This is a genomic window from Microbacterium foliorum (assembly GCF_006385575.1).
Taxonomy (GTDB): domain Bacteria; phylum Actinomycetota; class Actinomycetes; order Actinomycetales; family Microbacteriaceae; genus Microbacterium; species Microbacterium foliorum_B.
Genome location: NZ_CP041040.1, coordinates 871,092 through 894,099 on the forward strand (window position 1 = coordinate 871,092; position 23,008 = coordinate 894,099).

The following is a 23,008-nucleotide window of genomic DNA, read 5'->3' on the forward strand; positions in this document are numbered from 1 at the left end:
CCTGGGTGAGGATCGGCGCCTCTCGGCAGTCGACGGGTGATCAGGCGATCGTGCGGAGGCCGTCGACGAGGGGCGTGGTCGGCCGACCGATGAGCCGGGCGAGGGTGCCGTCGGTATCGGCGAGGGCGCCTGCGGCGATGCCGGCGTCGAGAGCGACGACGAATCCTGCCGTGCCCTCATCGAGACCGGCTGCCTGGAGGGCGGCGAGCTGCTCGTCGGCGGTCAGCGGCTGATACTCGACGTCGCGACCCGTGACCTCGGCGATCGCAGCGGCGAGATCGGTGTAGCCCCATGCGACGTCTCCGCCGAGCTCGTACACCTGGCCGAGGTGACCGTCTTCGAGCAGCACGACGGCTGCGGCTTCGGCGAAGTCCTTGCGGCTCGCGGAGGCGACACGTCCGTCACCGGCTCCGGAGGCGAGCACACCGGTCTCGGCTGCGCGGGCGACGTCGGCGGCGTAGTTCTCGGTGTACCAGTTGTTGCGCAGGATCACCGAGGGGAGACCGGATGCGGCGATGAGCTCTTCCGTGGCCTTGTGCTCGGGTGCGAGCACGAGATCGCTCGTCGTCGCCTTCGGAGCGCTGGTGTAGACGAACTTCGTGACCCCCGCGGCTTTGGCGGCGTCGATGACGGCCTGGTGCTGGGCGACCCGCTGGCCCACTTCAGAGCCCGAGACCAGCAGCACGCTGTCGACGCCCTCGAGCGCCGCCGCGACGGAGGAGGGGTCGGTGTAGTCCAGCCGTGCGACCCGCACGCCGAGATCCGCGGCCTTGGTGACGTCGCGCGCTCCGGCGATGATCGACTGCGGGTCGGCGCCGCGCTCGAGGAGGCTGGCGATGACGAGGCGTCCGAGGTTACCGGTCGCGCCGGTGACGAGGATGGTCATGGGGTGTCCTTTCGTAGGTGACAGGAGCGACAACCTCACCACCGGTGATGAACATTCCAAACTTTGGGTACACACTTTGAAGTAAGGTACGTACATGACGGTTAGTTATGCGCAGATCCGGGAGGCAACTCCGCAGATCTTCGAGCCCGGATGCAGCACGCGAGTGATCCTCGACCACGTGATGAGCAAGTGGGGGGTGCTGGTTCTCTCGTCGCTCTCCGACGGCACACGTCGCTGGGGCGAACTGCGCCGCGAGGTCGGCGGCATCAGCGAGAAGATGCTCGCCTCCACCCTGCGCACCCTGGCTGACGATGGGCTCGTGCACCGGGAGTCCTTCCCGACAGTGCCGCCGCACGTCGAGTACAGCCTGACTCCGCTCGGCCGCGATCTCATGGAGCGGATGCTGCCGCTCGTCGAGTGGGTCGCCGACCACGCCGACGGAATGATCGATCGCGATTAGGTCGACGGATTCCGTCGCAAGTCACTGCAGGTAGCCACGAAATCCGTTGGTCAAAGAAAACGATTGACGCGATAACCGCAGTAGCCCTATGTTCTGAACATGTCAGCTACGACGCCGATCCATCTTGAACGCCCCGACGGCAAGGGCCTCGCCGCAGGCACTCTCGGTCTGTGGGGCTCGACCGTCATCGGGCTGGCCTCCACGGCCCCCGTGTACTCGCTCGTCGCCACGCTGGGCTACGTGGTGTTGGCCGTCGGCGCACAGGCGCCGATCGCCTTCATCATCGCCTTCGTGCCGATGCTGCTGATCGCCTTCGCCTACCGCGAGCTGAACAATGCCGTTCCCGACTGCGGCACCACGTTCACGTGGGGCACCAAGGCGTTCGGACCATGGGTGGGCTGGATGGGCGGATGGGGCGTCGCGGTCGCCGGCATGGTCGTGCTCGCGAATCTCGCCCAGATCGCCTCGGTCTACTTCTGGTCGCTGATCGGGTTCGACCTGGAGAACAACGACTGGCGGATCGTCCTCGTCGCTGTGCTCTTCATCGCCGCGATGACCTGGGTCAGCTGGCGCGGCGTCGAGATCGGCGAGCGTATCCAGAACGTCCTGCTCGGCATTCAGTACCTGGCTCTCGCGATCTTCGTCGTCGCGGCCCTCTGGCAGTTCTTCGCCGGCACCGCGCCGAACCCGACGCCGTTCGAGATGGAGTGGTTGAACCCGTTCGCGTTCACCAGCTGGCCAGGCTTCACCGAGTCGATCCTGCTCGCTCTCTTCATCTACTGGGGCTGGGACACTTGCCTCGCACTCAACGAGGAGACGAAGGATCCCAAGAAGATCCCCGGCCGCGCAGCGTTGCTGACGACCGTCATCCTGCTCGTCACCTACGTCGGCGTCACGGTCGCCGCGATGATGTACGCCGGTCTCGGTTCGGAGGGAACCGGGCTCGGCAACGAGGCCAACGCCGACGACTTCTTCCTGGCGATCAAGGACGGCCTGCTCGGTCCGTTCGGCTGGGTGCTCGTGGTCGCAGTCGTGCTCTCGGCCATCTCGTCGACGCAGACCACGATCCTCCCCACTGCCCGCGGCACCCTCGCGATGGGCGTGTACCGTGCTCTGCCGGCGAAGTTCAAGGAGGTGCACCCGACCTACAAGACGCCGTCGTTCTCGACCATCGTCATGGGAGTCGTGGCCATCGCCTACTACATCGGGATGACCCTGATCAGCGACGACATCCTCCAGGACTCGATCCTGTCGCTCGGTCTGGCGATCGCGTTCTACTACGCCATCACCGGATTCGCCTGTGCCTGGTACTTCCGCAAGGACCTCACCCGCTCGACGCGTGATTTCCTCTTCAAAGGGCTGTTCCCGGTGCTGGGTGCGGCCATGCTCACCTGGGCGTTCGTGCAGTCGGCGATCGACATGTGGGATGTGGACTATGGCTACACAGTCCTCTTCGGCATCGGCGGCACCTTCGTGATCGGCATCGGAGCGCTCGCCTTCGGCCTCGTGCTCATGTTCGTCTGGTACCTGTTCCCGCGGTCGAAGAGGTTCTTCCGCGGCGAGAGCCTCAACCGCGACACCCAGGTGATGGTGCCCGACGAGCCTGGCCTGATCCGTTCGATCGATGGCGGCATCTGAGCTGCGGCATCCTGTCCGAGCCGGATCGCGCGCGGGTACGCCCTAGGCTTTATCCGTGCGCATCCGGCTCGACATCGCCTATGACGGCACCCACTTCCGCGGGTGGGCGAAGCAGCCGACCCTGCGCACAGTGCAGGGGACTCTCGAAGCCGCGCTCGCGCGCATCGTCGGCTCCGACGTGCAGTTCGTGGTCGCCGGACGGACGGATGCCGGAGTGCACGCCCTGGGCCAGGTGGCGCACGTCGACCTCGACGAGGCGCAGTGGTCGCGCATCGAATCGCGTCAGGGTCGGGCGCCGCAAGACCCCGCAGCGTCGATCGCACGGCGCATGCGCGGTGTGCTCAGCGCGTATCCCGACGCGACGGTGACCCGTAGCTCGATCGCCCCCGACGGATTCGACGCCCGTTTCTCGGCGGTCTGGCGACGCTACCGGTATCGGCTTGCCGACTCGACCGCAGGGTACGACCCTCTTCGACGCCACGACACGACCGCGCACCGGGGTGTTCTGGACGCACAGGCGATGGATGCCGCTGCGCGGACGCTCATCGGCCTGCACGACTTCGCGGCATACTGCAAGCCTCGTGAAGAAGCGACGACCATCCGGACCCTCCTCGACTATCGCTGGTCGCGCGACGCCGATGGCGTGCTCGTCGCCGAGGTCAAGGCCGACGCGTTCTGCCACAGCATGGTGCGCGCACTGGTGGGTGCGTGCGTCGCGGTGGGAGAGGGGCGGCTCGACGTCGACGACCTGGTCGTGCTGCGCGACGCGCTCACCCGCACCAGCGAGTTCAAAGTGCTGGCGGCCCGCGGGCTGACGCTCACCGAGGTGGGGTATCCGGCCGACGAGCTGCTCTCGATCCGGGCGGAGCAGACACGCGCTCGCCGCGACTCCACGACAGCATGACGGGGCGCGATGCGGCGTTCGTCGAGGTCTCGTCTGCAGGCTGGGCGTTCTGGCGGGCGCTCCTCGACACCTGCGTCGGCCTGATCGTCGGCTCGCTCTACACCTTCCTCGGCATCGTCGTGATCGGCATCGTGGGGGAGGAGGCGCTGTCATCGCTGTATTGGCAGGTCGACCTCGATCCGCTGTTCCGCGCGAGCATGGGCGTGATCCTGCTCGTCGCCGCAGTGCTCGCGATCGGTGTGCCCTTCGTCTTCGTCGCCGAGCGCTACGCCGCCCTGCGTGCCGTGGAATCGAGTGCGGGTGCCGATCCGAGCGCCGTCCCGCAGCGGTCGCTGCGACTCGAACTCAAGGCGGCGCCCGCCTCTCACCTGCAGACCACCGGCCTGGTGCTGTTCTGCTGCCTCGCGGGCCTCGGAGGCATCTTCGCGCTGGGCGTTCTCTTCACGGAAGACCTGCGTGAGGATGCCGTGAGCTGGGTCGCGCTCCTCGTCTTCGCGGTGCTCGCCTTCGGTGCCGAGATGCTCCGTCGCATCGGGCGCCGGGCCGTCGAGCGCGACTCCGCACGCATGGGCACGCAGTGGGGGCGCTGGAAGAGAGGCGTTCCTCGCGCGCAGCAGGCCGATGCCGAGCGTCGGGCGGCCGCTGTCGCAGCGGTCGTGCCGCGTTGGCTCACGGCCCCCAGCGCTCGGCTCCTCCATCGGATCGCGACGGTGCTGCTCGCGGCGACGTTCATCTCGCTGGCCGCGTTCATGCTCTCGGTCTTCATGCGCCAGCAGTGCCGCACCTGCGACCCGGTCTACTGGGACGAGCCGATCGAGAACGGCATCGACCTGTTGAGCCTGAGCAGCGGTGTGGCGATCGCCGTGTGCGCGGCGCTCGGCATCCTCGCCTGGGTCGGAGGCGTCGTCCTGCAGTTCGCGAGGGAGAGCGCGCTGAGTCGATGGGTGGCTGACGGCGCCGCCCGTCGCATCGACGTGGGTCTCGTCGAGTCTCTGCTCTCAGGCAACCGGGCTGCGGTCCGGTTGCAGCTGGGACTCTCCGCGCTCGGCGCGGGAGCCGTCGTCGTCGGTGTGGGTGCTCTGTGGGCCGAGTGGAGTGCGATGGATGCGTCATCCGTGCTCGGGGCCGCGGCGATCCTGATCGTGCTCGGGCTCATCATCGGCTGGTCCGACGCCCCGCGCAGCCGTCGCCAACGACAACTCGCCAGAGACGCGCTCTTCCCGGGCGATATCGGACCCGCGGGGGAACTGTGACGAATCGCCCGGACGACCGCAGTGGTGCGTTCGCCGCTGCTCTGCGAGCAGCGATCTCTGAGCGCGGGGTCACTCTCGCGCGTCTGCAGAGTCAGCTGAAGGACGACGGCAACCCGGTCTCCATGGCGACGTTGAGCTATTGGCGCTCGGGCGATCGCCAGCCCGAAGGTGCGCAGTCGCTGAGCGTCGTCGAGGGAATCGAAGATCGCCTCGGTCTGCACAGGGGACACCTCGCCAGTCTGCTGCTTCCTTCTGCGCGCCTCGGACCCATCGCGCCGCCGCGCCTGCCCTTCGATGAGGAACGCGAGCAGCGCGAGACCGAAGAGACGCTGCAGGCGCTTCGTGCGGCACCGCAGGACGCGCTGCGAGACCTGTCGACGCACGTGACGGTGTTCGTGGGCGCGGACGGTGCGGCGGAGAAGACCGTCATGCGCTCGCTCGTGCAGTCGACGAGGGGCACGATCGCCGAGGTCCCGCTCATCGACGTCGCCCCGATGGAGACCGATGTGATGTCGGTGATCTCGGACGTCGTGGGCGGCCATGTCGACCGCGAGTATCTGCACCCGGGGCGGCTGCTGTCGGGGGTGGTGATCGCGCTCGATGAGCCGATCGCCCCGGGTGGCACGACCCTGTTCGAGTTCGCTGAGACCTTTCCGCCCGGATACCCGCCGAGGCAGTCCGCGTGGCATGCCACCTCGCGGCAGGCTCGGGAGAGCCTCGTCTGGGTGCGCTTCCATCCGGATGCCCTGCCCACCTGGTGCGAGGAATACGTGGAGACGGACGACGAGTACGTCTCGACGATGCGCTCGGTGCGCAGTGGCTCCGTGCATCTCGCTCGGCACGGCTTCGGCCCCGGCATCATGGGCATCAGGTGGGGATACGACGAGTGACGCCCGAGAGTCGCGGACGCCTCGAGGACATGCGTTTACCGAACGGACGGGCGATTTCCACCGGAATCCAAGACTGACGCACTACCGTGAAGTGCGATGAAGGTCATCTCCTACAACCTGCAGAAGCACCGCGCCGCAGGCGAACTAGCGGCACTGGTGTCGGCGCACGATCCTGACATCCTGTGCCTGCAGGAGTGCGATGTCGCAGATCTGCCAGAGACGATCGGCGACCTCACGCTCGCCGACGCGACGCAGGGGAACCGTCTGGGACTCGCCATGTTCTACCGAGCCAGCGAGTTCCACCTTCAGGCGATCAAGACGATCGAGCTCAAGAAGTCGTTGCACGACCGCATCGCCAAGCCGGCACATGAGCGGGTTCTGGGCGCACGGCTCAGAGACATCGATGCGGGGCGCGAGTTCATCGCGGCGTCGTTCCACGCAGCCCCGCTCACCGCGTTGAACTCGCTGCGTCGCCATCAGATCAGGGCTGCCCTCACCGAGCTCGCGACCCTCGGCGAAGGGCTGCCTCAGCTGATGGTCGGCGACTACAACTACCCGGTCTTCAAGGAGAACCTGGGTCAGACGATCCGCGAGCACGGATACGCGCTGACGCTGAGCGACGACCACACCTACACCCGCTATCGCGTGTTCCGTGGTCACTATGATTTCGCCACCTCGGTCGGCTTCGAGATTCAGCGGGTCACCACTCTTCCGCAGGGGATGAGCGACCATCGTCCGATCCTGGTGACGACGCAGTTCGACTGATCGCCGAGCGGCTCGGTTTGGGAGAACGTCGGGAATGACGTAAGCTGTCACTTTGGTACTCGACTGCCGAGCACTAACGAACGTGAGCCCTCCACTGGCGTGTTCATCCCTGTAGGGAAGAACCACCCCGGAGTGGGATTCACGAACTTCTCCGTTCGAACAAGAAAGCAGCACTATCGTGACGCGCACTTACTCCCCGAAGGCTGGCGAAGTCCAGCGCGACTGGGTCGTCATCGACGCCACTGACGTCGTTCTCGGCCGCCTGGCCTCGCACGCCGCTACGCTCCTGCGTGGCAAGCACAAGCCCACCTTCGCCAACCACATCGACTCGGGTGACTTCGTCATCATCGTGAACGCCGACAAGGTCGCGCTCACCGGTCAGAAGCTCCAGAAGAAGCTGGCCTACCGCCACTCGGGTTACCCGGGCGGACTGAAGTCGGTCACCTACGCCGAGCTCCTCGAGAAGAACCCGATCCGCGCTGTCGAGAAGGCCATCCGTGGCATGCTCCCCAAGAACAGCCTGGGCCGTCAGCAGCTGTCGAAGCTCAAGGTGTACGTCGGTGCCGAGCACCCGCACGCCGCACAGCAGCCGCAGACGTACACCCTCGACCAGGTCGCCCAGTAAGCGCCGTAAAGACTTAAGGACATACTCGTGGCTGACATCCAGGACACCACCGAAAACCCCCAGAACTTCTCGACCTCGACTCCCGAGACCGACGCAGTCGAGGCGGCTCCCCGCCCCGTGCTCAGCGTCCCGGGTGCCGCTGTCGGCCGTCGCAAGCAGGCCATCGCCCGCGTGCGTCTCGTCCCCGGCTCGGGAACGATCACGGTCAACGGCCGCACGCTCGAGGACTACTTCCCGAACAAGCTGCACCAGCAGCTGATCAACGACCCGTTCACGATCCTCAACCTCGCCGGCGGCTACGACGTCATCGCGCGCATCTCCGGTGGTGGCCCCTCGGGTCAGGCCGGCGCGCTGCGTCTCGGCATCGCTCGTTCGCTCAACGGCATCGACGAGGAGAACAACCGTCCGACCCTGAAGAAGGCCGGCTTCCTCTCGCGCGACGCTCGCGTCAAGGAGCGCAAGAAGGCTGGACTCAAGAAGGCCCGTAAGGCGCCTCAGTACTCGAAGCGTTAAGGTCAACCGCTCCGATGCCGATCTTTGGCACGGACGGTGTGCGAGGACTCGCCAATGGCATCCTCACCGCCGACCTCGCGCTCACCCTGGCCCAGGCGACTGCTGTCGTCCTGGGCCAGGGCCGTACTGCGGAGGCTCGCAAAGCCGAAGGCAAGCGACTCACCGCAGTGGTGGCTCGCGATCCGCGCGTCTCCGGTCACTTCCTCACTGCAGCGGTCGCCGCAGGGCTCGCCTCCTCCGGCGTCGACGTGCTCGAAGCCGGGGTCATTCCGACCCCTGCGCTCGCATTCCTCGTCGCCGATCGTGACGCCGACTTCGGTGTGATGATCTCCGCCTCGCACAACGCGGCACCCGACAACGGGATCAAGATCTTCGCCCGCGGCGGTGTCAAGCTGCCCGACGTCGTCGAGCAGCGTATCGAAGAGGCGATGGCGGGCGAGAAGCTGCGACCCACCGGTGCCGGCGTGGGCAGGATCGACCGATTCTCCGACGCTGAAGACCGCTACGTCGTGCACCTGCTCGGCTCGCTGCCGAACCGGCTGAACGGCATCAAGGTCGTGCTCGACTGCGCCCACGGCGCCGCATCGGGTGTGTCTCCCGAGACCTTCCGCGATGCGGGTGCCGACGTCACCGTGATCGGTGCCGACCCGGACGGCTGGAACATCAACGACGGCGTGGGATCGACCCACCTCGACCAGCTCGCCGAGGCTGTCGTCCGTCTCGGCGCCGACATCGGAATCGCCCACGACGGCGACGCCGATCGCTGCCTGGCTGTCGATGCGCAGGGCAATGTCATCGACGGTGACCAGATCATGGCGATCCTCGCAGTGTCGATGAAGCAGCGCGGTCACCTGACCGATGACACGCTCGTCGCCACCGTGATGAGCAACCTCGGCCTGCACGTCGCCATGCGCGAGCACGGCATCACCGTGCGCCAGACCGCGGTCGGTGACCGCTATGTCCTCGAGGACATGGACCGAGGCGGCTACGCCCTCGGCGGCGAGCAGTCGGGCCACGTCATCATGAGCGAGTTCGCCACCACCGGCGATGGACTGCTCACGGGGCTGCACCTGGTCGCTGAGATGGCGCGCCAGAACAAGACGATCGCCGAACTCGCGAGCGTGATGACCGTGTACCCGCAGGTGCTCATCAACGTGCGCGACGTCGACAAGGACGCGCTCGAGTCCGACGCCGTCGTGAAGGAGGCCGTGCGCGAGGTCGCCGCCGAACTCGGCGACACCGGTCGCGTGCTGCTCCGCAAGTCAGGAACCGAGGCCCTCGTCAGGGTCATGGTCGAGGCGGCGGATGCCGAATCCGCTCAGGCGTACGCCGACCGGCTGGTCGCCGTCGTGCGCGAGCGACTCTCGCTCTGAACCGTCGAGCGCGCCGTGCGGCACCGACCTCGGGTCAGCCGCGCGGCGCGCTCCAGTTCAGCTGCTCGATGTACCGCAGCAGCACGCCCTCGCGCAGTGCCCACGGAGACACCTCGAGTTCATCGACGTCGAGCGCGGTCATGGCGGTGTGCAGCGAGACTGCGGCGGCGACGATCTGGAACGTACGATCCGCGGTGATGCCGGGGAGCTCCTGCCGCGCGGACGCGGGCAGGCGGGCCAGTCGAGGGATCCACGACCCCAGTGAGGCGCGGGGCAGCACCATGCGCTGGATCCCCGACCACCCCGGCACCGGATAGCCGGCGAGTCTGGCCAGCGACCGGATCGCCTTCGACGACCCGACCACGTGATCGGGCCGCGGCAGTGCCGTGAACCGGGGGAGCACCTCGGCGAGCGTGGCCGTCGCGTGCTCGCGGAGTCGTTCGACGTCGTCTTCGCCGGGAGGGTCGTGGGGCAGGAACTGCACGGTCATGCGTCCGGCTCCGAGCGGGACGGATGCCGCGGCATCCGGCAGCTCATCCCCGCCCGCCGCGACCTCGAGCGAGCCGCCGCCGATGTCGAGCAGCAGCAGCTGTCCCGCCGACCAGCCGAACCAGCGCCGTACGGCGAGGAAGGTGAGCTCGGCTTCAGTCTCTCCGTCGAGTACCTGCAGCGGCTGGCCGAGGGCCGCCTCGATGCGCGCGATCACGTCGGCACCGTTCCGGGCGTCTCGCACCGCGCTCGTCGCGGTGGCGAGCAGCTCATCCACGTTCTCTTCTTCGGCGACCGTGCGCGCTCTGGCGACTGCCGACTCGAGCGCGAGCACGCCCTCTTCCGAGATCGCCCCGTCGTCGGTGAGGTACCGCATCAACCGCAGGACGGTGCGGTCGCTGGTGGTCGCCAGCGGCCGACCACCGGGGCGAACATCGGCGGCGAGCATGTGGACGGTGTTGGAACCGATGTCGAGTACTCCCAGGCGCACGGATAGAGACTACTCGTGCGCCGTTACGATGTATCCGTGACCACCGCCGACCCCACGCTGCCGCTGTCTCCGTATCGCGAGATCGGTCGTGACGAATGGGCACGATTGGCGGCGGGACTCGACCAGCCGCTCACCGAGACTGAGGTCGTCGAACTCCGCGGCATCGGAGACCGCCTGGATCTCGCCGAGGTTCGGGAGGTCTACCTGCCCCTGAGCCGGCTGCTCAGCCTCTACGCGACGGCCACGAAGCGACTGGGAGCCGCCACGAGCTCGTTCCTGCAGGAAGACGACTCGACGACCCCGTTCGTGGTGGGAGTGGCAGGATCCGTCGCCGTCGGCAAGTCGACCATCGCCCGCCTGCTGCGCGAGCTGATGAGTCGGTGGCCGGGCACTCCTCGGGTCGAACTCGTCACGACAGACGGGTTCCTGCACTCGAACGCCGAGCTCGAGCGCAGAGGCCTGATGGAGCGCAAAGGCTTTCCCGAGTCCTACGATCGGCGGGCGCTGCTCGAGTTCCTCACCGAGGTGAAGAGCGGGGCTGCAGAGGTGCGGGCGCCGTTCTACTCGCACATGCGCTACGACATCGTGCCCGACGCTCATGTGGTCGTCCGGCGTCCCGACGTCGTGATCGTCGAAGGACTGAACGTCCTGCAGCCACCGCCGGCACCCAACGACGTGGCCGTCAGCGACCTCTTCGACTTCTCGATCTTCGTCGACGCCGACACCTCGCACATCGAGAAGTGGTACGTCGACCGGTTCCTCGCTCTGCGCCAGGGAGCCTTCTCGAACCCTTCGTCGTACTTCAACGTCTTCGCCCATCTCACCGACGAGGAGGCGATCACGACCGCGCTCGGCTACTGGAACGAGATCAACATGCCGAACCTGGTCGAGAACGTGATGCCGACCAAGCACCGAGCCCGGCTCGTGCTCAACAAGGGCGTCGACCACAGCGTCGAGAGCGTGCTTCTTCGCAAGCTCTGAGCAGGTTCGGGGGTTCGTTCGGAACCTTCGCAAAAACCCCGCCTTACTCTTGACCACATGTGTGGAATCGTCGGATACGTGGGCCCGCGCCCCAGCCAGGACATCCTGCTCGCAGGGCTTGCCCGTCTCGAGTACCGCGGCTATGACTCGGCAGGCGTCGCGGTCATCGACGGCGACGGCTCGCTGGGCATGCGCAAGAAGGCGGGAAAGCTCGCCATGCTGCGCGACTCGCTCAAGGATGCGGCCCTCGCCGACGGCAACACGGGCATCGGGCACACCCGCTGGGCCACTCACGGTGGCCCCACCGACGAGAACGCGCACCCGCATCTCGCCGATGACGACAAGCTCGCCGTGATCCACAACGGCATCATCGAGAACTTCGCCTCGCTGCGCGACGAACTGCTCGCCGACGGTGTGGCATTCCGCAGCGAGACCGACACCGAGGTCGCGGCCGCGCTGCTCGGTCGTGAGTACCGCAACAACGGCGGCGACCTGCAGGGGGCGTTCCGCGCCGTGGTCAACCGCCTCGAGGGCGCGTTCACCCTGCTCGCGATGCACCAGGACCACCCGGGCCTCGTCGTCGGCGCACGACGCAACTCGCCTCTGGTGATCGGCCTCGGCGAGGGCGAGAACTTCCTCGGGTCCGACGTCGCCGCGTTCATCGAGCACACCCGCAAGGCGCTCGCGATCGGCCAGGACCAGATCGTCTCGATCACCCCGGATGCCGTCGCGGTCACCGACTTCTCCGGCACGCCGGTCGAAGCCGAGCCGTTCGACGTGTCGTGGGATGCCGCCGCTGCGGAGAAGGGCGGATGGTCCAGCTTCATGGCCAAGGAGGTCGCCGAGCAGCCCGAGGCGGTCGCCAACACGATCCGCGGTCGCATCCAGGGCGATCAGGTCGTCATCCCCGAGCTCGACGGCCTCGACGAGCTGTTCCTCGGCATCAACCGCATCATCATCACCGCGTGCGGCACGGCCGCCTACTCGGCGCTCGTCGGCAAGTATGCGATCGAGCAGTGGGCGCGGATACCCGTCGATGTCGAGCTGGCGCACGAGTTCCGCTACCGCGACCCGGTGATCGGCGATGACACCCTCGTCATCTCGATCAGCCAGTCCGGCGAGACCATGGACACGCTGATGGCGGTCAAGTACGCGAGAGAGCGTGGAGCACGCACTCTTTCGATCTGCAACACGCAGGGCGCCACCATCCCGCGTGAGTCCGATGCCGTGGTCTACACGCACGCCGGCCCCGAGGTCGCGGTCGCGTCGACCAAGGCGTTCTCGGCGCAGATCACCGCTCTGCTGCTGCTCGGTCTGCACATGGGGCGCGTGCGCGGATCGGTGCAGGATGCATCCGTCGACGTCGCCGAGCTCACTGCCCTCCCCGAGAAGATCGCCAAGGTCCTCGAGAGCGAGCAGGAGCACGTCACTCAGCTCGCCGGCTGGATGGCCGACACCCGCTCGGTGCTCTTCCTCGGTCGCCACGTCGGCTTCCCGATCGCGCTCGAGGGCGCGCTCAAGCTCAAGGAGATCTCGTACATCCATGCAGAGGGCTTCGCCGCCGGCGAGCTCAAGCACGGTCCGATCGCCCTGATCGAGCCCGGGCAGCCGGTCTTCGTCCTGGTGCCGTCGCCCCGTCACTCGGCCGTGGTCCACTCCAAGGTCGTCTCCAACATCCAGGAGATCCGTGCCCGCGGTGCCCGCGTGATCGTCGTGGCCGAAGAAGGAGACGCGGCGGTCCTGCCGTTCGCCGACGAGGTCATCCGCATCCCGCTCGCCGGAGCGATGTTCGAGCCGCTGCTCGCGGTCGTCCCGCTGCAGATCTTCGCCATGGCCCTCGCCACGGCCAAGGGCCTCGACGTCGACCAGCCGCGCAACCTCGCCAAGTCCGTCACCGTCGAGTAGGCCGCTCTTCCGTTTCTGGGACGGATGGCTGGAGATATCTCGACTGGCTGGCGGACGCAGGATGCTGTGCCAGCCAACCGGGGGATCCTCAGCCATCCGGCTCAGGAACGTCCACGCGCCAGTGCGCTCGTGATGGCGCCGGCCACGACCTCCCAGTCATGGATGATCATGGCGTAGTCGAAGCGGAGCGTCTCGTACCCCAGACGGGATGCCTCGGCTTCCCGTCTCAGGTCCCGGTGACGCTCCGAGTGGCCATCGTGATTGCCCTTGCCGTCCGCCTCGAGGATGACGCGCCCCTCAAGCACGAAGTCGACCCGACCTACCCCGTCGATGACGACCTGCGTCGAGACCTGGATGCCCAGGAGATGCAGCCGCAGCCTGACGATCGACTCGAGCCCGCTGTCTGCATCGTGGCGGGCGACGTCGACGAGCCATCGGGCGCGCGCGGGGAGTGCAGCGCGGATGCGACGCCGTGCGGCTGCTCCGATCAGGCGTTGCGCCCATGCGGACTCGAAGGCGGCGAAGAAGAACTCGTCGCCATGGCATCCGTACGAATGCACCAGCGCCGCCTCGACCGGAGCCAGCCCCAGATGCATCCGTCCTGCGCGGTAGTGCTCGACGCAGAGGCAATCGTGGTGAGGGTGCGTGCGCCCCGCCTGACCCAGCCACACGTGGGGGTGCTCCTCGTCGTCGAGCACCCAGACGCCGTGCAGTCGGAGCGCACCGGAACATGTCAGTGCGCCCCCATGGAGGGCCGCTGTGCGCACATTCGACGCGCACTCCGGCGCGGCGAACACTCCGGCGCGGATGCGGATCAGTTCACCGCGACGCACCGCGATCGAGAGGTCCTTGCGCGTGCACCCGAACGAGGCGAATCGTGATCCGCGGGTGATTCCGCCGTGCAGTTGGACGAGGGCGAGTGGCGTGGGCATCGGTCGATCCTCTCGCGAGCACGCGTGGCGCGGTCGCGGTCACCGCACCATGGGGATCGATCTCGTCGCGATGCGGGTTGTGCAGGAATGGTCAGCCCGGCCGCATGGCTGAGGGTTCCCCGCCTGGCGGGAGGCATGAGCGTGATGGGGCAGCCAGGCGGGGAACGGCCAGCCATCCGGGGTGGGGTGGCAAGGACGGACGGGAGAGACGGGACGGGAGGGGCAGGACGGGGCGGGAGCAAAGGAGGCGGATGCCGCGACTAGGCTGAACGGGTGATCATCGGGACCGGCATCGACCTCGTGGACATCCCGCGGTTCGAGCGCACGATGGAGCGCACGCCGCGGCTGCTGGAGCGGCTGTTCGCGCCGGGGGAGCGGGCGCTGCGCCTTCCCTCCCTGGCCGCGAGGTATGCCGCGAAGGAAGCCCTGATCAAGACCCTCGGCGGCTCCGACGGGGTGCACTGGATCGAGATCGAGATCGCCTCCGAGGCGTCGGGTCGCCCGCACTTCGTGCTCTCGGGGTCGACCGCCGACGTCGTCGCCGAGCGCGGCATCACCCGACTGCACCTGACCCTCACCCACGATGCAGGCCTCGCCGCCGCATTCGTGGTGGCAGAAGGAGAGCCCCTGTGACCGTTCCGTTCCGCGAGGCCCGCATCGAGCTCGATGCGATCAGCGACAACGTCCGACACTTCCGTCTTCTCACCGGCGTGCAGGTCATTGCCGTGGTCAAGGCGAACGCCTACGGTCACGGCGCCGCAGCCGTGGCCGTCGCGGCCCTCGCCGGCGGTGCGACCCGCCTGGGCGTCGCCGAGATCCCCGAGGCTCTCGAGCTGCGTCGTCAGGGCATCACGGCTCCGATCGTCGCGTGGCTGCACGCGCCGGGTGAGCGGTTCGACCAGGCGGCAGCGCACGACATCGAGGTGGGCATCTCGTCGTTCGACCAGCTAGAGGCCGCCGGTGCCGTCGCCTCGGTCGATCGTCCGGTCGGCGTGCACCTGAAGTTCGAGACGGGTCTCTCGCGCAACGGCATCGCACCGGCGGACTGGCGGCGCGTGCTCGCCGAGGCTGCGCGTCTCGAACGCATCGGACGGCTGCGCATCATCGGGCTCTTCAGCCACCTCTCGAACACTTCGCCTCAGGACGACCGCGAGGCCCTGGCGAAGTTCGAGGAGGCGGTCGCCGCGGCGGCCTCGTTCGGCATCCACCCCGAGATCCGGCATATCGCAGCGACCGCGGCCGCGATCGACCTGCCGGAGATGCGACTGGATGCCGTGCGCATCGGCATCGGCATCTACGGCCTCTCGCCTTTCGGCGACCGCTCCTCGGCAGAGCTCGGGCTTCGCCCTGCCATGACCTTGCGCGGTGCGATCGCCGCCGTCCGCCGCGTGCCGGCGGGAGCCGGGGTGTCGTACGGATACGACCACCGCACCTCGCGCGACACGACGCTGGTGCTCGTGCCTCTGGGCTACGCCGACGGAGTGCCGCGCCACGCCTCCGGACGCCTGCCGGTGTCGATCGGCGGGCGTCGGTACACCAACGTGGGCCGGATCGCCATGGACCAGTTCGTCGTCGACGTCGGCGATGCCCCGGTGTCGATCGGAGATGAGGTCGTGCTGTTCGGCGACCCGACCCTCGGGGTTCCCTCGGCGGCCGAGTGGGCCAACGCCGCCTCGACCATCGACTACGAGATCGTCACGCGCATCGGCCCGCGCGTGCCCCGGCGGTCGGCATGAGCGTCGACCCGGCCTTCCTCGGACGCCGCGAGATCGAGACGTCGGATGCCATGGAGCAGCTCGGCTTCCGCATCGGCGAGCAACTCGAAGCCGGAGATCTGCTGATCCTCACCGGGCCCCTCGGCGCGGGGAAGACGACGTTCACGCGAGGGCTCGCTGAGGGGCTCGGAGTGCGCGGGCCCGTGCAGAGCCCCACGTTCGTGATCGCGCGCACTCACCCCTCGCTCGTCGGACGCGCCCCGCTGGTGCACGTCGACGCCTACCGTCTCGGCTCGGGCGCCGAACTCGACGACCTCGATCTCGACCTCGCGCGATCGGTCGTCGTGATCGAGTGGGGACGCGGAATGGCCGAAGACCTGACCGAGACCTGGTGGGACATCGAGCTCGAGCGTCCGGTCGGGGGCGACGACGATCTCGACCCGTCCGAGCTCGACGCGGATGCCCCGCGGCACGTGACGATCACGCGCGGCGGGCGCTCAGCGATCACCGGCTGAACGGCGACTACCCTGGAGAGGTGATCCTCGCCGTCGACACCTCCCTGGGCACCGCCGTCGCCCTCATCGACGACGACGGCACACGTCTGTCCGATGCATCGGCCGCCGACCCTCTCGGTCACGCGGAGGTCATCGGCGAGCTGCTCGTGCGAGCCCTCGACGAGACCGGAAGCGGATCGATCGATCAGGTGGTGGCGGGCATGGGTCCCGGCCCCTTCACCGGCCTCCGCATCGGCATCGCGACCGCGCGCACCTTCGCGATGGGCCGGGGAATCCCGGTCGTTCCCGTGCCCAGCCACTTCGCCGCGGCGCTCACCGCGATCGAGCGAGAAGCCATCACCGGCCCGTTCGCCATCGTCACCGACGCCCGTCGGCGGGAGGTCGCGATCACCGTCTTCGAGGGGACGGATGCCGATGGCATCCCGAACATGGTCGCCGACACGGTGCTGGTCGCGCGGGCCGACGCAGACGAGCACCTCGACGGCGTCCGTCGCATCGATGTCGAGACGCTGTCGGCCGTCGATCTCGCCCGCGTGGGCGCCCGAGCGGTGGTCGCAGGGCGCACGCTCGCGGGGTCTGAGCCGCTCTACCTGCGGCAGCCCGATGTCACCGTGCCCGGAGCGCCGAAGAAGGTGGGGCTATGACTCTGCGCGCAGCGACGCCCGACGACCTCGACGCCATCATGGCCATAGAGCATCGTTCGTTCCCGACCGACGCATGGAGCCCTCAGGCCATGGCGCTGGAGCTCGCGAGCCCGCACGGCCGCTATCTGGTCGACGAGCATGACGGTGTCATCATCGGCTACGGGGGAGTGCGCGCTCTGCAGGGGTCGCGCGATGCCGACATCCAGACCATCGCCCTCGATGCAGAGCACAGGGGTGCCGGTCGCGGTCGTGCGTTGCTGCGGTCGCTTCTCGCTGCCGCGGCCGAACGCGGAGCCCGAGAAGTCTTCCTCGAGGTGCGCGCCGACAACCCGGGCGCAGAGGGTCTGTACCTCTCCGAGGGGTTCGAGGAGATCGGCCGGCGCCCTCGCTACTACCAGCCCGACGATGTCGATGCGATCGTGATGCGCCTCGTGCTGCAGCATCCGCGTTCCTCGCATCCTGACGAATCCACTGTGGATGCCGCGAAGGAGGCCACCGCATGACCGAGCCTCTGGTGCTGGGCATCGAGACGAGCTGCGACGAGACGGGCATCGGGATCGTCCGCGGGCGCACCCTGCTGTCGAACACGATCGCGTCGAGCATGGACGAGCACGCCCGCTACGGCGGTGTCGTGCCCGAGGTCGCCGCCCGGGCCCATCTCGAAGCCCTGCAGCCGTCGATCGATGTCGCGCTGGCCGAGGCCGGGGTGCGGCTCGACGACCTCGACGCCGTCGCCGTGACCAGCGGACCGGGTCTCGCAGGGGCGCTCATGGTCGGCGTCGGCGCCGCGAAGGGTCTCGCCGTGTCGCTCGACAAGCCGCTGTACGCGGTCAATCACCTGGTGGGCCACATCGCCGCCGACATCCTGACCCCCGACTCCGAGCCTCTCGAGTACCCGACGATCGCGCTGCTCGTGTCGGGAGGGCACACGTCGCTGCTGCACGTGCGCGACCTCACGACCGACGTCGAGATGCTGGGCGAGACCATGGACGACGCCGCGGGCGAGGCGTTCGACAAGGTCGCACGTCTGCTGTCGCTGCCGTACCCCGGCGGCCCCGAGATCGATCGGGCCGCACTTGACGGCGACCCGAATGCGATCCGCTTCCCGCGCGGGTTGTCGCGGGCATCCGACCTCGCGAAGCACCGCTACGACTTCTCGTTCTCCGGGCTCAAGACGGCGGTCGCACGCTGGATCGAGCGCTGCGAGGCCGAGGGCGTGCCTGTCCCTGTCGCCGATGTGGCCGCGAGCTTCCGTGAGGCTGTGGTCGACGTGCTGGTGACGAAGGCGCTCGCCGCGTGCGCGGACCTCGGCGTGCCGCGCCTCCTGCTGGGCGGCGGGGTCATCGCCAACCGACGTCTCCGCGAGGTCGCGCTCGCCAGGGCTGAGAAGGCGGGCGTGACCGTGCGCATCCCGCCCCTGTCGCTCTGCACAGACAACGGGGCGATGATCGCCGCGCTCGCCGCGGAGCTGATCTCCTCGGGTCGACGCCCGTCGACGCTCGCGTTCGGAGCCGACTCCACCCTTCCGGTCACCGAGATCCAGGTCGACGAGCGCGTCGCGGTGATGTGATGAGCGACGTGCCACGCACGCCCGATCCGGTGGGTGCAGAACCAGCGTCCGGCGCCGCACTGCCTCCGACCCGCATCGAGCGTCCGAGCGGCGAGGTCGAGAATCCGGCGGGTTCGGCGCGAATCCCGGGGTCGCGCCGCGAGGGATACACGAAGCTGCCGACGGGGCCGGTCGGCGTCGAACCGGTGGTCGTCAGCGGTCCTGTGGCCGACGACATCGGGCGCCGCACCGAGTGGGCGCCGTCGACAGACGCGTCGGCCGTCGACGACACCCGCCTCGCCCCCTGGGCGCTGATGGCCGCCATCGTCGCCCTGGCCTCGTCGTTCTTCGTCGGATGGGGCATACCGATAGCCATCATCTCCGTGATCGCGTCGATCATGTCGCTGCGTCGGCCCGTCGAGAGTCGCGCCATCGCGCGCTGGGCGCTCGTGCTCGGTCTGTGCGCGACCGTCTACAGCCTCGGCTGGCTCGTCTGGGCCGGGATGCAGTTCGAGAGACTCGGATAGCGGATGCTCGACGCGGAAGAATCCGTCGAGCTCCAGGCTCTCCAGGCGCGGGCCTACGGTCGTGCCGGTGCGCTGAGTGAGGCGGAGGCCGCGCGGTTGCGCGAGCTGGAGGCCGGGAGGACGCGCAGGGCAGAGCCACCCGCGCCGACGGCTGCGGAGCCGCGATCCGCACACACGGACCCCGCCGCGTCGAGCGTCGTCGAAGGAGACGGCGCCTCGGTGTCTGAGGAGGCCATCGCCACCGGGACGACCCGCGTCGACTCCGCTCTCGCTGCTCTGCGACAGCACTGGCGCCTTGCCGTCGCGATCGCCGCGGCGTTCGCCGTCGTCGGCGTCGTGCTGGGGTGGCTGATCTTCGCCGATCGTGGTCCTGCACCGATGCAGCTCACCGCTCAGCAGGAGGAGTGGCAGAGTGCGATCGTCGCGTCGGGCGGCTTCGACCCCGGTTCTGTGCGCGCCATGACGCAGGAAGAGGGCGTCGTGATCTGGTTCGCGACGAAGAACGAGAGCGCGGACGTGTGCCTCGTGCTCGGTCACGAAGACGTGACTGCTCCCGCGTGCACGACGCGCGAGCAGGCGAGGATCCTGGGCGTGAATGCGACGCTCACGAAGCCCGTGGAGCAGAACCAGAACTACGATGTGCAGGCGCAGATGTTCCTCACCCAGGACGGGGAGCCTGCCGTGATCACCCGCAGCTACATCACCTCGCCGCAGTCCTCTTCCATGTTCGCGAGCCCGGAGGAGGCGGAGGCGGCGACGACGCTCGCCGAACAGACCGGCCTGGACCGGCGCACGATCCAGGTCGTGGGCTACGACGACCAGGTGCCGATCTGGACAGGGATCGACGCCTCCACCCAGCGATACTGTCTCGTCTATGACGGGTCCATGCCGGATCCTCCGATGGCGTGCGACGACGGCCAGATGCTCGCCGATGCGGACCGGACGCTCGCGCTCGACGTCGTAGACGATGGTGAGACGACCCGCTACGAGTATCAGTTCGGCTACGGTCAGCAGTACCTCACCGTGACGAGGGGCTGGGAGAGCGACGATGCTGCAGGAGAGTGAGTCCGCCGAGCTGCGCGCCCTGCAGGCCAGAGCATACGGGCGCGGCGGCGGCCTGACCGAGAATGATGCGGCCAGGCTGCGCGAACTCGAGTCCATGCGCGTCGAGCCAGACTTGACGGTCCGCGCCGCGGCTGCGGCGGGCCCAGGCATCGATGCGGTCGACGTGCTGCGTTCGCCTGAGGACTCGAGGCCGCCGCATGCCGGGGCACCCGTTTCCGTCCCGACGAACGGAAACCCCTCCGAGGATTCCTCCGAGGATCCCGCCGACGAGGAAGCCGTCGGGCAGCAGCCCCTCGAGGCCCGAGGCCTTCGCGCGGCGATCCGACAGCACTGGAAGGCTGCTGTCACCGCATCCGCAGCGATGCTGGTGATCGGTCTCGGCGTCGGATGGGCAGTCTTCGGGCACACGGGTGACGCCGTGGCGCTGAGCTCCGAGCAGCAGCAGCGACGCGCCGAGCTGCAGGCGGAGGGCGGATTCGACCCGGGCAGCCTGCGGGCGATCGGCCAGGACGAGGACGCCCTCGTCTGGTACGCCACGAAACAGGAGGGCGAGACGGTCTGCATCACGCTCGACGCCGCAGGCAAGTCGGCGGATCAGTGTCAGTCGGCCGCGGATCTCGCGAACGGGAACGGGATCGGGGTCAGTGCGAGTGTCACCGCGCCCGGCGAGGGTGAGGAGAGTCCGGAGGAGATCTGGGCATCTGCTGCACGCGCGATGAACGGTGAGGTCGTCGGGATCATCCAGCGCTGGCGCTCGGACCAGAACTCCTGGCTGTCGCAGTTCCAGGGGGACGAGCGGGAGCGGGCCGAGCTGCTGATCGACGAGGGCTTCGAGGAGTACTCGTTCTCGGTCGTCGGCTACTTCCGCGATGCCCCCGTGTGGCGCGCACAGCGCCTCGAGAACGATGACGTCCAGGACTGCCTGATCGTCGACGCCGTCGAGAGCGTCGACTGTCGCGCGTCGGGAGACGAGGGGTACTCCGGCGACGGCATCGAAACCCGAGGAGTCACCGTCGACGAGACGGGGGCCGTCGCTGCGGAGTGGAGCGTGCGCCTCGCGTACACACTGAACGGCACGCCGTACCTCGTCGTCTCCGGCGACAGCGCAGCGGCCGCCGCGGAGCAGACGGTGAGCCCGGGCGAGACGCTCGAACTCGGCGGCGAGAAGCAGGATCCGATCCAGGTCGACATCCCGTCCGACGACTCCGACGGCTAGCGCCGCAGGTCCGCCCGACGCTACTCGGGTGCTGGCACCCGATCGACGAGGATCGCGCGGCGCTGATCGCCCACGCGGGTGAGGATGAGCGTCGCCGCCCGATCGCCCCGCAGCGTCAGCTTCTTGCGGAAGGCTGCGGGGTCGATGTCCATGCCGCGCTTCTTGATCTCGAGCGAGCCGACATCGTTCGCCTTGAGCACGGCGTTGATCGCCTTGGGATTGGCGGGCATCGTCTCGCGTACCCGGAACGACTGCACGAACGGACTCGTGAGCGCCGTGTCGGAGCTGAGGTAGGCGATGCGCTCATCGAGCATCCCCGCGTCGAGACTGCGTGCGACGTCGCCGATCAGACGCGCCCGGATCACCGCGCCGTCCGGCTCGTGCAGGAAGGCGCCGAGACCACGCACGGGTGCATCCTCCGCATCCGCTCCCGCGGTGAGCTCGTGCGAGCGCTCGCCGCGGATCACGAGAGCGGACCGGCGGATGCCGTCGCGAGCCAGCGCTCTCGTCCACAGCACCAGCTCGACGACGCTGCCCTCTGCGCTCACCCACTGCGCCTCGGCGTCGACAGGAAGAGAATCCCGGTCGTGGCCCGGGCCGAGCTTGATGCCGGTCGAAATGCGGGACGCCACGTCGAATGCCCAGTCGAGTGGGGGAGAGTAGTCACCGGACGACACGCGCCGCGTCTCGCTGTGGCCCGCGGTGCGACGGGCCGGGTCCATCCAGATCGCCTGTGTCTCGTCGTTGTCGACCGGCACGTGGGCTTCGGCGGTGCCGTGCGTCACGACCGCGCTGTCGCCGAAGGGTGCGAGGTTGTAGGCGGCGATCGCCGCGGTCACCTCGTCGGCATCGACGGCGATCACGTCGAGTCCGGCGCCGGCGAAGGCGAGCGAGTCGCCGCCGATGCCGCAGCCGAGATCGGATACGCGGGTGATCCCTGCCCGGCGCAGTCGCTGCGCATGCCGCGCGGCGACGCCCAGCCGGGTGGCCTGCTCGAGCCCGGCGCGGGTGAACAGCATCCGCGATGCGAAGTCGCCGAACTTGCCCTTCGCCTTGGCCCGCAGACGCGCCTGGCCGACCACAGCCGAGACCAGTTCGGGGGAGTGCCCGGCGGCGCGCAGCCGAGAGACGATGCGGGCGACATCGGCGACCTGTTCGACAGGGCCGAGTTGGTCGAGCGCCTGCAGGCCTTCGGGGGTGAGCAGGGCGCGCAGCTCGGAGATCTCCACGCCTCCAGCTTAGGCGGCGGCATGTTCGCCCCATTGGCACTCGCATTGCGTGAGTGCCAGCGGAGCGCCTAGACTGAATTAGCACTCTCGGGTTGAGAGTGCGAAAAGTCTTCCTGTCAGCGTCAAGAAAGAAGAGGTAGACCGTGTCGGTTTCCATCAAGCCGCTCGAGGATCGCATCGTCATCAAGCAGGTCGAGGCAGAGCAGACCACCGCGAGTGGCCTGGTCATCCCCGACACCGCCAAGGAGAAGCCCCAGGAGGGCGAGGTCGTGGCCGTGGGCCCCGGCCGCATCGATGACAACGGCAACCGCGTTCCGCTCGACGTCGCCGTGGGCGACCGTGTGCTCTACAGCAAGTACGGCGGCACCGAGGTGAAGTTCGGCGCAGACGAGTATCTCGTCCTGTCGGCTCGCGACGTGCTCGCAGTCGTCGTCCGCTGAGACA

General features: G+C 68.3%; 25 protein-coding genes. 21 read left to right on the forward strand and 4 right to left on the reverse strand.

Annotated elements, in window-relative coordinates; translation table 11 throughout:
* Positions 1-40: 40 nt before the first annotated feature.
* Positions 41-886: an SDR family oxidoreductase gene (locus FIV50_RS04230; protein WP_140036345.1), complete on the reverse strand. Its 846-nt coding sequence runs from the start codon at positions 884-886 to the stop codon at positions 41-43.
* A gap of 94 nt (positions 887-980) precedes the next feature.
* Between FIV50_RS04230 and FIV50_RS04235 the strand changes: the two genes are divergently transcribed.
* From FIV50_RS04235 to glmM, 9 genes are all read left to right on the forward strand, one after another.
* Positions 981-1,346, forward strand: a complete 366-nt coding sequence (locus tag FIV50_RS04235) for a winged helix-turn-helix transcriptional regulator (protein WP_140036346.1) — start codon at positions 981-983, stop codon at positions 1,344-1,346.
* Between the two features lie 99 nt (positions 1,347-1,445).
* Positions 1,446-2,984 (forward strand): APC family permease, encoded by a 1,539-nt coding sequence (locus FIV50_RS04240; RefSeq protein WP_140036347.1) that lies wholly within the window; start codon positions 1,446-1,448, stop codon positions 2,982-2,984.
* A gap of 55 nt (positions 2,985-3,039) precedes the next feature.
* On the forward strand, positions 3,040-3,888 hold the full coding sequence (gene truA, locus FIV50_RS04245) for a tRNA pseudouridine(38-40) synthase TruA (RefSeq protein WP_140036348.1): 849 nt from the start codon (positions 3,040-3,042) through the stop codon (positions 3,886-3,888).
* A complete protein-coding gene (locus FIV50_RS04250) occupies positions 3,885-5,141 on the forward strand; it encodes a hypothetical protein (protein WP_140036349.1) in 1,257 nt (418 codons plus the stop codon). The genes truA and FIV50_RS04250 overlap by 4 nt, the downstream gene beginning before the upstream one ends.
* Entirely contained in the window at positions 5,138-6,031 is an 894-nt protein-coding gene (locus FIV50_RS04255; protein WP_140036350.1) for a hypothetical protein, read from the forward strand. The genes FIV50_RS04250 and FIV50_RS04255 overlap by 4 nt, the downstream gene beginning before the upstream one ends.
* Before the next feature lie 96 nt (positions 6,032-6,127).
* Positions 6,128-6,796, forward strand: coding sequence for an endonuclease/exonuclease/phosphatase family protein (locus FIV50_RS04260; protein WP_140036351.1), 669 nt, complete (start codon positions 6,128-6,130; stop codon positions 6,794-6,796).
* Positions 6,797-6,974: 178 nt separating this feature from the next.
* Positions 6,975-7,421, forward strand: a complete 447-nt coding sequence (gene rplM, locus FIV50_RS04265) for a 50S ribosomal protein L13 (protein WP_042539156.1) — start codon at positions 6,975-6,977, stop codon at positions 7,419-7,421.
* Between the two features lie 27 nt (positions 7,422-7,448).
* Positions 7,449-7,934, forward strand: a complete 486-nt coding sequence (gene rpsI, locus FIV50_RS04270) for a 30S ribosomal protein S9 (RefSeq protein WP_042539158.1) — start codon at positions 7,449-7,451, stop codon at positions 7,932-7,934.
* A gap of 14 nt (positions 7,935-7,948) precedes the next feature.
* Positions 7,949-9,307 carry a phosphoglucosamine mutase gene (gene glmM, locus FIV50_RS04275; protein WP_140036352.1) on the forward strand — a complete coding sequence of 453 codons (1,359 nt, stop codon included), beginning with the start codon at positions 7,949-7,951 and terminating at the stop codon, positions 9,305-9,307.
* Positions 9,308-9,341: 34 nt separating this feature from the next.
* Here the strand turns inward: glmM and FIV50_RS04280 are convergent, their stop codons facing one another.
* The gene (locus FIV50_RS04280) at positions 9,342-10,286 is read right to left on the reverse strand and encodes a Ppx/GppA phosphatase family protein (protein ID WP_140036353.1); all 945 of its coding nucleotides are present in this window, start codon (positions 10,284-10,286) and stop codon (positions 9,342-9,344) included.
* Positions 10,287-10,322: 36 nt separating this feature from the next.
* On the opposite strand from FIV50_RS04280, the gene coaA reads away from it, so the two are divergent.
* Both coaA and glmS read left to right on the forward strand, forming a co-directional pair.
* Positions 10,323-11,267: a type I pantothenate kinase gene (gene coaA, locus FIV50_RS04285; protein WP_140036354.1), complete on the forward strand. Its 945-nt coding sequence runs from the start codon at positions 10,323-10,325 to the stop codon at positions 11,265-11,267.
* Positions 11,268-11,324: 57 nt separating this feature from the next.
* Positions 11,325-13,172, forward strand: coding sequence for a glutamine--fructose-6-phosphate transaminase (isomerizing) (glmS, locus tag FIV50_RS04290; protein WP_140036355.1), 1,848 nt, complete (start codon positions 11,325-11,327; stop codon positions 13,170-13,172).
* A 101-nt stretch (positions 13,173-13,273) separates the two neighbouring features.
* Here the strand turns inward: glmS and FIV50_RS04295 are convergent, their stop codons facing one another.
* Complete coding sequence (locus FIV50_RS04295; protein WP_140036356.1) at positions 13,274-14,104, reverse strand: endonuclease domain-containing protein; 831 nt, start codon at positions 14,102-14,104, stop codon at positions 13,274-13,276.
* Between the two features lie 273 nt (positions 14,105-14,377).
* Here FIV50_RS04295 and FIV50_RS04300 point away from each other — a divergent pair, with 273 nt between their 5' ends.
* From FIV50_RS04300 to FIV50_RS04340, 9 genes are read left to right on the forward strand one after another with little or no spacing between them, the layout of a single operon-like run.
* Complete coding sequence (locus tag FIV50_RS04300) at positions 14,378-14,737, forward strand: holo-ACP synthase (protein WP_042539168.1); 360 nt, start codon at positions 14,378-14,380, stop codon at positions 14,735-14,737.
* Positions 14,734-15,840 (forward strand): alanine racemase, encoded by a 1,107-nt coding sequence (gene alr, locus FIV50_RS04305; protein ID WP_140036357.1) that lies wholly within the window; start codon positions 14,734-14,736, stop codon positions 15,838-15,840. The genes FIV50_RS04300 and alr overlap by 4 nt, the downstream gene beginning before the upstream one ends.
* Entirely contained in the window at positions 15,837-16,334 is a 498-nt protein-coding gene (gene tsaE / locus FIV50_RS04310; protein ID WP_140036358.1) for a tRNA (adenosine(37)-N6)-threonylcarbamoyltransferase complex ATPase subunit type 1 TsaE, read from the forward strand. Before alr ends, tsaE begins: the two co-directional genes overlap by 4 nt.
* Positions 16,335-16,354: 20 nt before the next feature.
* Entirely contained in the window at positions 16,355-16,978 is a 624-nt protein-coding gene (tsaB, locus tag FIV50_RS04315; protein ID WP_140036359.1) for a tRNA (adenosine(37)-N6)-threonylcarbamoyltransferase complex dimerization subunit type 1 TsaB, read from the forward strand.
* On the forward strand, positions 16,975-17,481 hold the full coding sequence (rimI, locus tag FIV50_RS04320; protein ID WP_140036360.1) for a ribosomal protein S18-alanine N-acetyltransferase: 507 nt from the start codon (positions 16,975-16,977) through the stop codon (positions 17,479-17,481). Before tsaB ends, rimI begins: the two co-directional genes overlap by 4 nt.
* The gene (gene tsaD / locus FIV50_RS04325) at positions 17,478-18,548 is read left to right on the forward strand and encodes a tRNA (adenosine(37)-N6)-threonylcarbamoyltransferase complex transferase subunit TsaD (protein ID WP_140036361.1); all 1,071 of its coding nucleotides are present in this window, start codon (positions 17,478-17,480) and stop codon (positions 18,546-18,548) included. Before rimI ends, tsaD begins: the two co-directional genes overlap by 4 nt.
* On the forward strand, positions 18,548-19,054 hold the full coding sequence (locus FIV50_RS04330) for a hypothetical protein (protein WP_140036362.1): 507 nt from the start codon (positions 18,548-18,550) through the stop codon (positions 19,052-19,054). Before tsaD ends, FIV50_RS04330 begins: the two co-directional genes overlap by 1 nt.
* Positions 19,055-19,057: 3 nt before the next feature.
* Entirely contained in the window at positions 19,058-20,119 is a 1,062-nt protein-coding gene (locus FIV50_RS04335) for a hypothetical protein (protein ID WP_140036363.1), read from the forward strand.
* Positions 20,103-21,335, forward strand: coding sequence for a hypothetical protein (locus FIV50_RS04340; protein WP_140036364.1), 1,233 nt, complete (start codon positions 20,103-20,105; stop codon positions 21,333-21,335). The genes FIV50_RS04335 and FIV50_RS04340 overlap by 17 nt, the downstream gene beginning before the upstream one ends.
* Before the next feature lie 20 nt (positions 21,336-21,355).
* Here FIV50_RS04340 and FIV50_RS04345 read toward each other — a convergent pair whose 3' ends face one another.
* Positions 21,356-22,564, reverse strand: a complete 1,209-nt coding sequence (locus tag FIV50_RS04345; protein WP_140036365.1) for a class I SAM-dependent methyltransferase — start codon at positions 22,562-22,564, stop codon at positions 21,356-21,358.
* 143 nt (positions 22,565-22,707) lie between these two features.
* On the opposite strand from FIV50_RS04345, the gene groES reads away from it, so the two are divergent.
* The gene (gene groES, locus FIV50_RS04350) at positions 22,708-23,004 is read left to right on the forward strand and encodes a co-chaperone GroES (protein WP_039394204.1); all 297 of its coding nucleotides are present in this window, start codon (positions 22,708-22,710) and stop codon (positions 23,002-23,004) included.
* Positions 23,005-23,008 lie beyond the last annotated feature (4 nt).

Coding starts and splice junctions, on each gene's coding strand:
- FIV50_RS04330 (WP_140036362.1), top strand. CDS start 18,548: ATGAGCGACGTGCCACGCACGCCCGATCCGGTGGGTGCAGAACCAGCG.
- FIV50_RS04260 (WP_140036351.1), top strand. CDS start 6,128: ATGAAGGTCATCTCCTACAACCTGCAGAAGCACCGCGCCGCAGGCGAA.
- FIV50_RS04335 (WP_140036363.1), top strand. CDS start 19,058: ATGCTCGACGCGGAAGAATCCGTCGAGCTCCAGGCTCTCCAGGCGCGG.
- FIV50_RS04235 (WP_140036346.1), top strand. CDS start 981: ATGACGGTTAGTTATGCGCAGATCCGGGAGGCAACTCCGCAGATCTTC.
- FIV50_RS04295 (WP_140036356.1), bottom strand. CDS start 14,104: ATGCCCACGCCACTCGCCCTCGTCCAACTGCACGGCGGAATCACCCGC.
- FIV50_RS04250 (WP_140036349.1), top strand. CDS start 3,885: ATGACGGGGCGCGATGCGGCGTTCGTCGAGGTCTCGTCTGCAGGCTGG.
- FIV50_RS04230 (WP_140036345.1), bottom strand. CDS start 886: ATGACCATCCTCGTCACCGGCGCGACCGGTAACCTCGGACGCCTCGTC.
- glmM (WP_140036352.1), top strand. CDS start 7,949: ATGCCGATCTTTGGCACGGACGGTGTGCGAGGACTCGCCAATGGCATC.
- tsaE (WP_140036358.1), top strand. CDS start 15,837: ATGAGCGTCGACCCGGCCTTCCTCGGACGCCGCGAGATCGAGACGTCG.
- FIV50_RS04240 (WP_140036347.1), top strand. CDS start 1,446: ATGTCAGCTACGACGCCGATCCATCTTGAACGCCCCGACGGCAAGGGC.
- FIV50_RS04340 (WP_140036364.1), top strand. CDS start 20,103: ATGCTGCAGGAGAGTGAGTCCGCCGAGCTGCGCGCCCTGCAGGCCAGA.
- rimI (WP_140036360.1), top strand. CDS start 16,975: ATGACTCTGCGCGCAGCGACGCCCGACGACCTCGACGCCATCATGGCC.
- glmS (WP_140036355.1), top strand. CDS start 11,325: ATGTGTGGAATCGTCGGATACGTGGGCCCGCGCCCCAGCCAGGACATC.
- tsaD (WP_140036361.1), top strand. CDS start 17,478: ATGACCGAGCCTCTGGTGCTGGGCATCGAGACGAGCTGCGACGAGACG.